This window comes from Ideonella lacteola (genome assembly GCF_038066555.1).
GTDB classification, from domain to species: domain Bacteria; phylum Pseudomonadota; class Gammaproteobacteria; order Burkholderiales; family Burkholderiaceae_C; genus Ideonella; species Ideonella lacteola.
On record NZ_JBBUTG010000025.1, the window covers coordinates 1 to 12,143 of the forward strand.

The following is a 12,143-nucleotide window of genomic DNA, read 5'->3' on the forward strand; positions in this document are numbered from 1 at the left end:
AGCGCGAGGATGTTGGTCTGGAAGGCGATGCCGTCGATCACGCCGATGATGTCGGAGATCTTGCGCGAGCTGTTGTTGATCTCGTTCATCGTCGAGACGACCTGCGCCACCACTTCGCCGCCACGCTGGGCCACGGCCGACGCGGAGCTGGCCATCTGGTTGGCCTGCGACGCGGCCTCGGCCGATTGGTTCACCGTGCCGGTCAGCTGCGTCATCGACGAGGCAGCCTGCTGCAGGTTGCTCGCGGTCTGCTCGGTACGCTGCGACAAGTCCTGGTTGCCGATGGCCACTTCGCTGCTGGCCGTCTGGATGGAATCGGCCGACGAGCGGATGTCGCCCACCAGCACGCGCAACCGGTCCTGCATGCCGTGGATGGCTTGCAGCAGACGACCGATCTCGTCTTGCGAGGTGATCTCGACGGTCGAGGTCAAATCGCCCTCGGCAATGCGCTCGGCCACCTTGACCGCGCGCGCTACCGGCGTGGTGATGCTGCGGGTCGTGCGCCAGGCCAGCAGCACGCCGATGGCCATCGCACCGGCCATCAACGCCCCCACCATCACCAGCGCGCGCTTCTGTGACGACACCATCGCCGCGGCGGCTTCAGCGTTCTGCGTCTGGACCAGTTCGATCAGCTTGCCGACCTTCTGGCGCCAAACGACCTCGACGGGCCGCACGGCTTCGGTCAAGGTCATCGTGGCTTCCACGCCAGCGCCATCCTGGCCTTCCTTGGCCGCCCGCTCGACCAGCGGAATGGTTTTCTTGCCGCCGTCGACGATCTCGTCCATCAGCTTGCGTTCGGCCTCGTCACCCGTGCTGCCGATCAGCTCGACCAGCTTGGCCTCGGCGGCCACGTACCGCTTCTTGGCCTCACCCAGGATGGCCATTTCGCCATCGATCGCCTTCACATCGGTGAGCAGCGTGACCGTGCGGGCCTGGATCGCCAGGCTGTTGATGCTTTCGAGCATCCCGTTGGCCAACGCCAGCTTTTCGTTCTTGACGCCGACGATGTCCTGCACCCGGCCGCCCTGGGCTCGCATTTCCGCCACGCTCAGGCCGGCAACGATCAACAACATCAGCAGCAGGCCACCGAAACCCAGGCCCAAACGTCTGGCCAGTGTCAGGTGAGTGAAGGAAGGAACAGGCATGTCAGTCTCCGCGATCATGTCCATAGGAGGGAATCTGGACCGTTTTCGGATTGTTCGCCGTCACTCTTGAGCAAGCTCGCGTGATTTGCGGCACTCCAACCGCCCTATTCCGTTCTACGGGCACCCGGGGGGACGCAGCGGGCGCTGTTTTTGCGCTGGCTCAAGCCGGCGGCGCGCCGCCCAGGGCCTGAGCCAGCCAGCCCACCAGCGCCCGAACGCCCCGCGGCACCTGGGCGGCATAGGGGCGAATCGCCCACAGGTGCGTGCCAAAGGCGCCCACCGCCCGCCAGGTCGGCAGCAACTCGACCAGCCGGCCTTCGGCCAGGGCCGGCTCGGCACTGAAATCGGGCAGCAAGGCGATGCCCAGCCCCGCCAGGGCCGCCTCCCGCAGCGCCTCGCTGTTGTTCGCCGCAAAAGGCCCGCGCAGCGGCACGCTGAGGCGTTCGCCGGCCTTGCGCTCGAAGCTCCACGCTGCGGTGTCGCCCGGCCTGGGGTAGTACAGGCAGTCATGCTCCCGCAGGTCGTTCGGCGTGCGCGGAGGGGATCGCCGGGCGAGGTACTCAGGGCTGGCCAGCAGCACGCTGCGCGTCTCCCGCAGCGGCCACGCCACGTGGGTATCGGGCGGCGTGCTGGTGTGGCGAATCGCCAGGTCGAAGCCCTCCTGCGCGAGCGGCCGCACGCGGTCCGACAGATCGAGCTCGACCTGCAGTGTGGGGAAGGCGCGCAGAAACCCAGGAAGCACCGGCACGATGCACTGCCGGGCGAGGGCCACGGGCGCGGTCACCCGCAGGCGCCCGCTCGGTGCCTCGGCGAGGTCCCGCACTTCGGCAAAGGCCTGGTCGATGGTGGCGAAGGCCTGGTAGGTGGCGCTCACCAACTGCCGACCGGCGTCGGTCAGCTGCATGCTACGGGTGGTGCGCTGCACCAAAGGCACGCCGGCCGCCGCCTCCAACTCGGCCACCCGTTGGCTCATGGCCGCCTTGCTCAGGTTCAGGCGCTGCGCCGCGGCCGTGAAGCTGCCGGCCTCGGCCAGCACCGTCAAGGCATGGATCGGTGACCACAAGCCGGTGGTCGATTGGTTCTTAGCCATGGGCATCTATTGTTCAGCAGAGCGAACAATGAATCCACCCCGGCGCCATTGGCAGCGTGGGGCCCGCTGCCTAGACTGCCGGCATTCCGCACCAACCAGCGAGCACGACCATGGGCGCACCCGAAGCCTTCACCCAGACCACCGACGTGGGCCACTTCATCGGCGGCCAGGTTCACCCCGGCACCGGCGGCCGCAGCCAGGCGGTCTACAACCCGGCCACCGGGCAGGTGGCGCGCCGGGTGGCGCTGGCCAGCGAGGCCGATGTGCTCGCCGCCATCGACGCCGCCCGCGCAGCCTTCCCGGCGTGGGCCGACACCCCGCCGCTGCGCCGCGCGCGCATCCTGAACAACTTCCTCGGGCTGCTGAACCAGCACCGCGACACGCTGGCCGCGATGATCACGGCCGAGCATGGCAAAGTCTTCACCGACGCCCAGGGCGAAGTCACCCGCGGGATCGAAATCGTCGAGTTCGCGTGCGGCGCACCGCAATTGCTGAAGACCGACTTCACCGACCAGGTGGGTACCGGCATCGACAACTGGCTGCTGCGCCAGCCGCTGGGCGTGGTGGCCGGCATCACCCCGTTCAACTTCCCGTGCATGGTGCCGATGTGGATGTTCCCGATGGCTCTGGCCACCGGCAACACCTTCATCCTGAAGCCCAGCGAGCGCGACCCCTCGCCCAGCCTCTTCATGGCCGAGTTGCTCAAGCAAGCCGGCCTGCCGGACGGCGTGTTCAACGTCGTGCAGGGCGACAAGCTCGCGGTGGACACGTTGCTCATGCACCCCGACGTGAAGGCGGTGAGCTTCGTCGGCTCCACGCCAATCGCGCAATACATCTACGAGACCGGCGCCAAGCACGGCAAGCGGGTGCAGGCGCTCGGTGGCGCGAAGAACCACATGGTGGTGATGCCCGATGCCGACGTCGACCAGGCGGTCGATGCGCTGGTGGGGGCGGCCTATGGCTCGGCAGGTGAGCGCTGCATGGCCATCTCGGTGGCGGTGCTGGTGGGTGAGATCGGTGACCAGATCGTTGCCAAGGTGGCCGAGCGCGCGAAGTCGCTCAAGATCAAGAACGGCATGGAGCTCGATGCTGAGATGGGCCCGATCGTCACGGCCGAGGCCAAGGCCCGCATCGAGGGCTACATCGGCATCGGCGTCGAAGAAGGCGCAACGCTGGTCGTCGACGGCCGCGGTCACCAGGTGGCCGGCCACGAAGGCGGCTTCTTCACCGGCGGCACGCTGTTCGACCACGTGACACCCGGGATGCGCATCTACAAGGAAGAGATCTTCGGCCCGGTGCTCGCCTGCGTGCGCGTGAAAGACTTCGCCGAAGCGCTGGCCCTGGTCAACGCCCACGAGTTCGGCAACGGCGTGGCCTGCTTCACCAGCGACGGCAACGTGGCGCGTGAGTTCAGCCGCCGGGTGCAAGTGGGCATGGTGGGCATCAACGTGCCGATCCCCGTGCCGATGGCGTGGCACGGCTTTGGTGGCTGGAAGAAGAGCCTGTTCGGCGACATGCACGCCTACGGCGAAGAAGGCGTGCGCTTCTACACCAAGCAAAAGAGCGTGATGCAGCGCTGGCCCGCCAGCATCGGCAAGGGCGCCGAGTTCGTGATGCCCACGGCCAAGTGATGCTGCCGCCCGGCTGAGCCGCCTGAGCCGGCCGGGCATCGAACGGCCCCGATCCGTTCCCCTTGAGGTGCGCGCCACGCGCCGCCCTCTTCTGCGTTCGCCATCCTTCCGACCGCGCCGGCCATTCGATGCCGCGCGGGCGCACCCCTCTGTGGCGCGCCGCGGCCCTGGCTCGGGGCCCTCTGTGGCGCCGTCTGGCCAGATGTAAACAGGCCGCGGCTTGACCTGCTGTTCGTTTGATCACCTGTGACGCGTGCTTTCTAGCATCCGGGTGCCCATTTCAAACGTATAGAGGCCCAGCCCAGCTCCGCTCGGCCTTCGACTGGCAGACAAAAACATGAAGACCAAGCAAACCCTCTTGATGCTCGGCCTGCTCGGCGTGACATCCACCCTCGTCGTGGGAGGCGTGGCCACGTGGAGCCTCGGCACGCTGAGCCAGGATCTGAAGACAAGCCGTGCCTCCGTCAGTGCAGCCCACGACCTCTCGATGGCCGACATGTTCCACGACGCGCTCCGCGCCGACGTGTACATGGCGCTGCACGGCGCGGCCACCAGCCATGCTGACGACGTCGTGGCAGCGCAGAAAGAGCTCGCCGAGCACGCGGCCGAATTCACCAAGCTCATCGGCCAGGTGCGTGCCTTGCCGCTCGAACCGAAGCTGATCGACTCGGTGAAGTCGGTCGAGCCTGTCGTCCAACGCTACATCGAGCAGGGCCGGCAGCTCATTGACACGGCGAAGACCGACACCGCGGCAGCCACCGGCAAGCTGCCCGAGTTCCTGGCCTCGTTCAAAGAATTGGAAAGCCGGCTCGACCAGCTTGGCGAGGCGATTGAGAGCACCAGCGACGAGGCCCAAGAGCAGGCTGACACCGAGGCCACATTGGCCACGCGCAGCATCGGGATCGTCACGGCCCTGGCCGCCATGGCGCTGCTGGCGCTCTCGCTTGCCATCACCCGCCACCTGATGAACACCATCGGGGCCGAGCCCGTCGAGGTGAGGCGCCTGATGGCTCGCGCGGCGGGCGGCGACCTGGGCCTGCACATCCCCGTGCGCGAGGGCGACAACCACAGCCTGATGGCCGGTCTGTCGTCGATGGTGGTGCAACTGCGTCGCCTGGTCACCGACGTGCGAGGGCACGCCGACGAGGTGGCCTCCGCCGCAGAGCAGGTGGCGTCGGGCAGCCAGGAACTCTCCTCTCGCACGGGCCAACAGGCCGCGGCGCTGGAGAAATCGGCCGCGGCGCTCGAACAGATTTCCGGCACGGTCACGGCCAATGCGGACAGCGCCGGTCAGGTGAACGATCTCGCGCACCGCACCGCCGACATCGCGCGCCAGGGCAACCAACTGGTCGTCGAAGTGGTCTCGGCGATGAAGGGCATCAACGAGTCGTCGCAGCGCATCTCCGAGATCATCGGTGTCATCGACGGCATCGCCTTCCAGACCAACATCCTCGCGCTCAACGCCGCCGTCGAGGCCGCCCGCGCCGGCGAGCAGGGCCGCGGCTTCAACGTGGTCGCCAACGAGGTTCGCACCTTGGCTCAGCGCAGCGCCGAATCCGCCAAGCAGATCAAGTCATTGATCACCGATAGTGTGGAACGCGTCTCACAAGGCGTGGGCCAGGCCGATCAAGCGGGGGCCACGATGGCCGAAATCGTGGGAGCCGTCGAGCAGGTGAGCCATCTGGTGTCGGAGATCAGTTCGGCGACGAGAGAGCAGAAGCTGGGGATCGGCGAAGTGTCGTCGGCCGTGGCCCAGCTCGATCAATCGACCCAGGGCAATGCCACCCTGGTGGAAGAAACCACTACTGCCGCGGCCAGCCTGAACCAACAGGCCGGTCGCCTGGCGCGGCAGGTATCCGCCTTCAAGACATGAAACCTCTCACCACGCTTGCCGCTCGCGCCGCCTGCGCACTGGTCGTCGGGACATCGGTCTGGTGCAGCAGCGCCCACGCCGGCCGGCCACTGGCCACCGAAGACGCGGGCGTGCTGGCCGAACACGATTGCGAGTGGGAAGCGGTGGCGGCGCGCCTGAGCCTGCCGGGCACCGAGAGTGAGAACGCACTGGCCAACCAGGTGGCCTGCGGCACACCGTGGCGCACCCAGCTGGCGCTGGCCCACGTGGCTGCACGCGCCGATGAACAGACTGCCCAGGATGTCCTCCTGGGCGGCAAGACCCTGTTGTGGGGGGATGACGACAGCCCGCTGGCGTTGACGCTGGCGTACGGTCTGTCCTGGGGGAAGGCCGGCAGTGAGCCGTTCCGGCCTTCCGCCCAATTTGCCAACCTCGTCACGACGATCCAGCCGGCCGAGGGCTGGACGCTGCATCTGAACGCCGGCTGGTGCCGCGACCCGGTCAGCGACACCTCGACCCACACCTGGAACACCGCAGTGGAACTGGCCTTCAGCCCCACGGTGGATGTGGGCGCCGAGTACCTGGGCGCCGAGCACAGCCTGCCGCAGTGGGGGGTCGGCCTGCGCTACACCCCCAGCGACACCTGGAGCTTCAACCTCGGCTATCTGGAACAAACCGGCCCCGACCGGGCCAAGTTGGTCAGCGCGGGCTTGAAGTTCGCCTTCTGACGCGGCTTTCGAGCCCGCCTACCGTCAGGCGTTGGACGGAAAGCGCTCGTCCAGCCAGCGGTTCAACTCGGCCAGCACCCGATCCTTCTCGGGTTCGTTGAAGATCTCGTGCGCCAGCCCGGGCCATTCGCGGCGGGCCACCACGTCGATGGGCGCCGCCGCGGCAAAGCGGGCTGAGCCTGACGGGCTCACGCACCGGTCGGCACCCGCCCACATCAGCAAGGTCGGCACGCGCCAGCGGCCCGCCGCGTCGATCACCACCGGGCCGGCCTCGGCGATGAACTGACCGAGCAACCCGCTGATGCGGTCATGCACCAACGGGTCGTCGACGTAGGCTTTCACGACCGCCGGGTCGCGGCTGATCCAGTCGGGGTTCAAGCCATTGCCCACGCGCAAATGCGGCAGCACCTTCGGCACGACCGCCAGCAACATCTTCTGAATGGCGTTCATGCCGGGGTCCAGGGCCGGCGAAGACAGCACCAAGGCATCCACCGGCCGAGACCAGCCTGCCGGCTGGGGCTGAAGCCCCTCGGCCACGAAGCGCGCGGTCACCAGGCCACCCAGGCTGTGGCCCAGCACCACCAGCGGGCCCGAGGCCTGCGGCCTCAGGCTGTCGATCACCTTCGACAGATCGGCCAGCAGGCTGTCGATGGTGGCGATGTCGCCGGTCGCCCCGGCCGAGTGGCCGTGGCCACGCTGGTCGTACGCCGCCACATCCCACCCCCGCGCCTGCAACGCGGCCGCGACATGCGCATACCGCCCGCTGTGCTCGCCCAGCCCGTGGACGATCAACACCAGGCCGCGGGCCGGGCCCGAGGGGCGCCAGCGCTGCTCATGCAAAGCCAGGCCATCGTGGGTTTGTACAAGGGCGTGCATTTGGCAGAGTCTAGAGCCTGTTCAAGGCGGGTTCTTGAAAGAAGCGGGCTTGTCTGGATCGGGCAAGTCCCGGGCTGAGGGCATTGCCGCTTCGGCTATGGGGGCCACAGGCGCCCGATCAGAGGGCCTGTGCAAAGGCGGGCCTGTGCAAAGGGCCTGCGTGTCGCCCAGGTGATCCCCCAAGCAGCCCGAAGCGGATAGCCTGGAGAATCGCCAGCCCGCGCAGCCCATTCCAGCGAAACCGCCATGACCTCTGCCTCATCGTCCTACTTCGACCTGCAGCACGACAGCGCCACCGGCATCGCCCGTCTCACGCTGAACCGCCCCGAGCGGATGAACACGATGGATCCGGGTTTCTTCCCGGCGCTGCGCGATGCCATCCACCGGCTGGACGACGAAGGCGGGACCCGCGTGCTCATCCTGTCGTCCACCGGCAAGCACTTCTCGGCCGGCATGGCGCTCGATGTGTTCGCGGGCGCAAACATGCCGATGCTGGATCTGTCGTCATCACGAAAGCGGCAGGCGTTCCAGACCGGCCTGCGCCGGCTGATGGCGTGCTTCGACGCGATCGACGAGGCCCGCTTCCCGGTGATCTGCGCCGTGCACGGTGGGTGCATCGGCGGCGCACTCGACCTCGCCGCCGCGTGCGACCTGCGTGTGTGCACGGCCGATGCCTTCTTCACCGTGCAAGAGATCCACATCGGCATGGTGGCCGATCTGGGCTCACTGCAGCGCCTGCCCAAGATCGTGGCGCCCGGCATGGCTCGGCAAATGGCCTACACCGGCGAGCGGGTCGATGCCCAGCGCGCGCTGGCGATCGGCCTGGTGAACGCAGTGCTGCCCGATGCCGATGCCCTCGCGCTGCACACCAACGAGCTGGCGGCCCAGATCGCCGCCAAGAGCCCGCTGGCTATCGCCGGCAGCAAGCTGGCGCTCAACCAGGCGCGCGACCACGCCACGGCCGATGCACTGGCCCAGATGACGCTGCTGCAAAGCGCCATCTTCGACATCGGCGAAATGGAGAAGGCCATCACCGCCTGGAAGGCCAAGCAGCCAGCGGCCTTTGAACCGCTGGCCCCGCTGGAGCGCAGCTGATCAGCGCGCGCCGCGGCGCAGCGGCACGGCCGGGAAATCGACCGGCACCGCGAATGCGACGTTGACGTAGTTCGTGAAGAGGTTCAGCGCCACATGCGCGAGGATCTCCACGATCGCCTCATCATCAAAGCCCACGCCGCGCAGCGCCTGCACATCCGCATCGGCCACCTGGCCGCGGTGCTCGACCAGCTTCAGCGCAAAGCGCAGTGCGGCAGCAGTCTTCGGGTCGGCCGATTCGCCCATCTGCGCCGCGGCCATCTCATCTGCCGTGGCGCCGGCCTTGCGGCCCAGCGCGGTGTGCGCCGCCAGGCAGTACTCGCAGGCATTGCGATCGGCCACCGCCACGGCGATCTGCTCGGCCAACTTCGCCGGCAGCACGCCGCCGCCCAAGGCGCCGAATGAGCCCCACATCGACTTCAGCGCAGCGGGTGAGTTGGCCACCGCGCGGAACATCGCCGGCGTGCTGCCGAACGCCGCGTGGATGGGGGCGAGCAAGGCGCCACGGGCGTCGTTGGTGTGGGTGGCATCGATCAGAGGAACTCGGGACATGGGGCTTCCTTTTGCAAAGAGAGGAACGGATGAACAGCCGCGGCCACCATCGGTGGATCACGCCCTGGCAGGGGTGGTGAGTGCAGCCTGGGTTCAGTGTCTGAGCGAAGGCAGTACGATAGGATCCGTTTCGTACACCGTTCATACCCAATCGTCCAGCCATGGTCCCCTCCGTCGATCGGCTTTCCGCCTTGCTGGAGCACTTCCGCGTGCGGGCACACCTGTTCCACGCCGGTCCGTTGTGCGGCACCACGCACTTCGCCGCCCAGCCCGGGCGCGCGTTCCTGCATGTGCTCAAGCGCGGTGAGATGTCGGTCACGCACCGCCCCCGAGGGGGCGCCCCCCAGAGGGTCGAGGTGCGTGAACCGACATTGCTGTTCTATCCACGCCCCTTCACCCACGACTTCCACAACGCCCCCGTCGACGGGGCCGATTTCGCCTGCGCCACGCTGGACTTCGACGGCGGCGACCAGCACCCGCTGGTGCAATCGCTGCCCCCGCTGATCTGCCTGCCGCTGGCGCGCGTGGAGGGCCTGGAAGCCGCGCTGCACGTGCTCTTTGCCGAAACCGAGCGGCTTCGCTGCGGCTCGCGCCTGTTGGCCGACCGGATGTTCGAGGTGGTGTTGATCCAGTTGCTGCGCTGGCTGGTCGACCACCCAGCCGAAGCCGGCATCCCACCGGGGCTGATCACCGGCCTGTCGGACGAGCGGCTGGCACGCACCCTGGTGGCGCTGCATGCGCAACCGGGCGAGGCCTGGAACCTCCAGCGCATGGCCGAGTGCGCCGCCATGTCCCGCAGCGCATTCGCCGTGCTGTTCAAGGATCGCGTGGGGCAGACGCCCGCCGACTACCTGGCACGCTGGCGGCTGTCGTTGGCGCAGACCCGGCTGCGCCGGGGCGACTCGGTGAAGATGATCGCCGCCGACCTGGGCTACGCGAACCCGTCGGCCCTGTCGCGCCTGTTCGCCCAAAAGCTGGGGCAGTCGCCCCGGCAGTGGCGCGAAGACGCCGAACGCGGCTGACGGGTTCGTGCCGAATGCGACACCGCCGGTCGTCCGGGGCCTGTTTTTCCCGCTGGCGTTGCCGAAATCAGGGCAGCCAGGTCTGCTCACGCGAAGAAAACGATCGCGAAAGATGGTTGCCCCCCAGGCCGCAGGCGGCGTTGCCAGGCTTCAGCCGGGTCATCCACCCGGCGGCGGTTTGCGCCTCGCTTGCGCCGTTGTGGCCATCAAGGCGATCCCCTATCGTCGTGTGAACAGACCCTAGACTGCAGGACGCACGAACCGCGATCCTGCTGGCACACTGCCGCCCCGCATGAACCTGAAGACCCGCCTGAACATCGCGCTTGGAGCCTGTGCCGTGGTGGCAGTGCTGCTGGCCGGCCTGTACATGCGCGGCCAGTTGCGCGAGCGCGCCATGGGCGAGGTGCAGCGCGAGGCCGAGCTGCACATGGAGGCGGCCACCGCGCTGCGCGGCTACACCGCCGAGCATGTGCGCCCCCTGCTGAACTCCGACCCGGCGCACTTCCAGGTCGAGGCTGTGCCCTCGTTCGCCGCCACCACCGCGATGACCGAGCTGCATCGGCGCTACCCCGGCGTGAGCTACCGCGAGGTGGCGCTGAACCCCACCAACCCGAGCAACCGTGCCACGGGCATCCACGCCGAAATCGTCGAGGCCCTGCGATCAACCGACGCCGAGAGCGTGCAGCGGCAGACCAGCGAAAACGGCCAGCACATGCTGTACTTCGCCAAGCCGCTGAAAGTGAAGGATTCGGCCTGCCTGGTCTGCCACAGCACGCCCGCCGCCGCGCCGCCAGCCATGCTCGTGGCCTATGGCGACCAGCACGGCTTCGGCTGGAAGATGGGCGAGACGGTAGGCGCGCAGATCGTCTCGCTGCCTATGACCGTGCCGCTCGAACGCGCGCAGCAATCACTGTGGCAGTTCCTTGCGGGTGCGTGCGGCGTGGTGCTGGCGGTGTTCCTCGCGCTCAATGCGATGCTGCGCCGGGTGCTGCTCAATCCCATCGCCAGCCGGCACGGCGAGCTGCACCGCCAGGCGCGCGAAGACGAATTGACCGGTGCCATCAACCGCCGCGGCTTCCTGGAGGCTGCCGAATCGGCGCTCACGCGCGCGGCGACCTGCGAGGAAGACCTGTCGCTCGCGATGTTCGACATCGATCGCTTCAAGCAGATCAACGACCAACACGGCCACGCGGCCGGCGATGCCGTGCTGCGTGAAGTGGTGCGCCGGGTGCATGGGCGCGTTCGCAGCTCAGACCTGCTGGGGCGCCTGGGCGGCGACGAATTCGCCTTGCTGCTGCCCGACGCGGCCATCGAGCAGGCGCGCATCCTCTGCACCATGCTGCACACCACCTTGCAGAAAGAACCTTATCCGCACGGTGAGCCGGTGGGCATCAGCCTGGGCGTGGCGCAATGGCAGCGCGGCGAAGACCTGCAGGCGCTGCTGGGGCGCGCCGATCGTGCGCTCTACGAGGCCAAACGCAACGGGCGTGGCCGCGTGACCTGCTGATCGCGCGCAGCCTCGCGCGCCAAGGGCTGTGGCCCTTCGAGGCCCTTCAGCCGCGCTCGAACTTGAACACCGCCACGTTGGCCATCAGGTTCGGCCACTGGCGGATCACCTCGCCGTTCTGCAGGCCGAAGCTGTCGATCACCTGCAGCCCGTTCTTGCGCGCCAGCACCTCGAAATCCTTGTATGTGCCCACGCGAATGTTGGGTGTGTCGTACCACTCGTAGGGCAGCGCGCGCGTCACCGGCATGCGGCCTCGAAGCACCGAGAGCCGGTTGGGCCAGTGCGCAAAATTCGGGAAGCTGACAATGCCGATGCGACCGACCCGCGCGGTTTCACGCAGCATGTTTTCCGCGTTGCGCAGGTGCTGCAGGGTCTCCAGCTGCAGCACCACATCGAAGCTGCGGTCTTCGAAAAGCTTCAGCCCCTCTTCGAGGTTCAGCTGGATCACGTTGACGCCGCGCTTGGCACACGCCAGCAGGTTGGCGTCGTCGAGCTCGACCCCGTAGCCGCTGCACCCCCGCGTGTCGCGCAGATGGGCCAGCAACTCGCCGGTGCCGCAGCCCAGGTCGAGCACCCGGGCACCCTGGGGCACCAGTTGGGCAATCACCTCGAAGTCTTTGCGTTCGCTCATGACGGATAGGTCGGGAG

11 protein-coding genes are annotated in these 12,143 nt (G+C 67.8%); 6 read left to right on the forward strand and 5 right to left on the reverse strand.

Annotated elements, in window-relative coordinates; translation table 11 throughout:
• On the reverse strand, positions 1-1,145 hold a 1,145-nt coding region (locus tag AACH06_RS24950), incomplete at its 3' end, for a methyl-accepting chemotaxis protein (protein WP_341428513.1).
• Between the two features lie 160 nt (positions 1,146-1,305).
• Positions 1,306-2,235: a LysR family transcriptional regulator gene (locus tag AACH06_RS24955; RefSeq protein WP_341428514.1), complete on the reverse strand. Its 930-nt coding sequence runs from the start codon at positions 2,233-2,235 to the stop codon at positions 1,306-1,308.
• Between the two features lie 110 nt (positions 2,236-2,345).
• Between AACH06_RS24955 and AACH06_RS24960 the strand changes: the two genes are divergently transcribed.
• The 3 genes from AACH06_RS24960 (at position 2,346) to AACH06_RS24970 (ending at position 6,446) form a co-directional block, all read left to right on the forward strand.
• The gene (locus tag AACH06_RS24960; protein WP_341428515.1) at positions 2,346-3,866 is read left to right on the forward strand and encodes a CoA-acylating methylmalonate-semialdehyde dehydrogenase; all 1,521 of its coding nucleotides are present in this window, start codon (positions 2,346-2,348) and stop codon (positions 3,864-3,866) included.
• Positions 3,867-4,203: 337 nt separating this feature from the next.
• Positions 4,204-5,739 carry a methyl-accepting chemotaxis protein gene (locus AACH06_RS24965; protein ID WP_341428516.1) on the forward strand — a complete coding sequence of 512 codons (1,536 nt, stop codon included), beginning with the start codon at positions 4,204-4,206 and terminating at the stop codon, positions 5,737-5,739.
• Positions 5,736-6,446: a transporter gene (locus AACH06_RS24970; RefSeq protein WP_341428517.1), complete on the forward strand. Its 711-nt coding sequence runs from the start codon at positions 5,736-5,738 to the stop codon at positions 6,444-6,446. The genes AACH06_RS24965 and AACH06_RS24970 overlap by 4 nt, the downstream gene beginning before the upstream one ends.
• A gap of 24 nt (positions 6,447-6,470) precedes the next feature.
• Here the strand turns inward: AACH06_RS24970 and AACH06_RS24975 are convergent, their stop codons facing one another.
• Complete coding sequence (locus AACH06_RS24975; RefSeq protein ID WP_341428518.1) at positions 6,471-7,322, reverse strand: alpha/beta hydrolase; 852 nt, start codon at positions 7,320-7,322, stop codon at positions 6,471-6,473.
• Positions 7,323-7,568: 246 nt separating this feature from the next.
• Here AACH06_RS24975 and AACH06_RS24980 point away from each other — a divergent pair, with 246 nt between their 5' ends.
• Positions 7,569-8,417 carry an enoyl-CoA hydratase-related protein gene (locus AACH06_RS24980; protein ID WP_341428519.1) on the forward strand — a complete coding sequence of 283 codons (849 nt, stop codon included), beginning with the start codon at positions 7,569-7,571 and terminating at the stop codon, positions 8,415-8,417.
• Here AACH06_RS24980 and AACH06_RS24985 read toward each other — a convergent pair whose 3' ends face one another.
• Complete coding sequence (locus tag AACH06_RS24985; RefSeq protein ID WP_341428520.1) at positions 8,418-8,966, reverse strand: carboxymuconolactone decarboxylase family protein; 549 nt, start codon at positions 8,964-8,966, stop codon at positions 8,418-8,420. It abuts the gene before it with no gap.
• Between the two features lie 161 nt (positions 8,967-9,127).
• On the opposite strand from AACH06_RS24985, the gene AACH06_RS24990 reads away from it, so the two are divergent.
• Both AACH06_RS24990 and AACH06_RS24995 read left to right on the forward strand, forming a co-directional pair.
• Positions 9,128-9,988: an AraC family transcriptional regulator gene (locus AACH06_RS24990; RefSeq protein WP_341428521.1), complete on the forward strand. Its 861-nt coding sequence runs from the start codon at positions 9,128-9,130 to the stop codon at positions 9,986-9,988.
• Between the two features lie 292 nt (positions 9,989-10,280).
• Complete coding sequence (locus tag AACH06_RS24995; protein ID WP_341428523.1) at positions 10,281-11,495, forward strand: diguanylate cyclase; 1,215 nt, start codon at positions 10,281-10,283, stop codon at positions 11,493-11,495.
• Between the two features lie 46 nt (positions 11,496-11,541).
• On the opposite strand, the gene metW is transcribed toward AACH06_RS24995, so the two are convergent.
• A complete protein-coding gene (gene metW, locus AACH06_RS25000) occupies positions 11,542-12,126 on the reverse strand; it encodes a methionine biosynthesis protein MetW (RefSeq protein WP_341428524.1) in 585 nt (194 codons plus the stop codon).
• Positions 12,127-12,143 lie beyond the last annotated feature (17 nt).

What these genes read in the sequence shown, in the direction of transcription:
- AACH06_RS24955 (WP_341428514.1), bottom strand. Translation starts at nt 2,235, where the DNA reads ATGGCTAAGAACCAATCGACCACCGGCTTGTGGTCACCGATCCATGCC.
- AACH06_RS24960 (WP_341428515.1), top strand. Translation starts at nt 2,346, where the DNA reads ATGGGCGCACCCGAAGCCTTCACCCAGACCACCGACGTGGGCCACTTC.
- AACH06_RS24965 (WP_341428516.1), top strand. Translation starts at nt 4,204, where the DNA reads ATGAAGACCAAGCAAACCCTCTTGATGCTCGGCCTGCTCGGCGTGACA.
- AACH06_RS24970 (WP_341428517.1), top strand. Translation starts at nt 5,736, where the DNA reads ATGAAACCTCTCACCACGCTTGCCGCTCGCGCCGCCTGCGCACTGGTC.
- AACH06_RS24975 (WP_341428518.1), bottom strand. Translation starts at nt 7,322, where the DNA reads ATGCACGCCCTTGTACAAACCCACGATGGCCTGGCTTTGCATGAGCAG.
- AACH06_RS24980 (WP_341428519.1), top strand. Translation starts at nt 7,569, where the DNA reads ATGACCTCTGCCTCATCGTCCTACTTCGACCTGCAGCACGACAGCGCC.
- AACH06_RS24985 (WP_341428520.1), bottom strand. Translation starts at nt 8,966, where the DNA reads ATGTCCCGAGTTCCTCTGATCGATGCCACCCACACCAACGACGCCCGT.
- AACH06_RS24990 (WP_341428521.1), top strand. Translation starts at nt 9,128, where the DNA reads ATGGTCCCCTCCGTCGATCGGCTTTCCGCCTTGCTGGAGCACTTCCGC.
- AACH06_RS24995 (WP_341428523.1), top strand. Translation starts at nt 10,281, where the DNA reads ATGAACCTGAAGACCCGCCTGAACATCGCGCTTGGAGCCTGTGCCGTG.
- metW (WP_341428524.1), bottom strand. Translation starts at nt 12,126, where the DNA reads ATGAGCGAACGCAAAGACTTCGAGGTGATTGCCCAACTGGTGCCCCAG.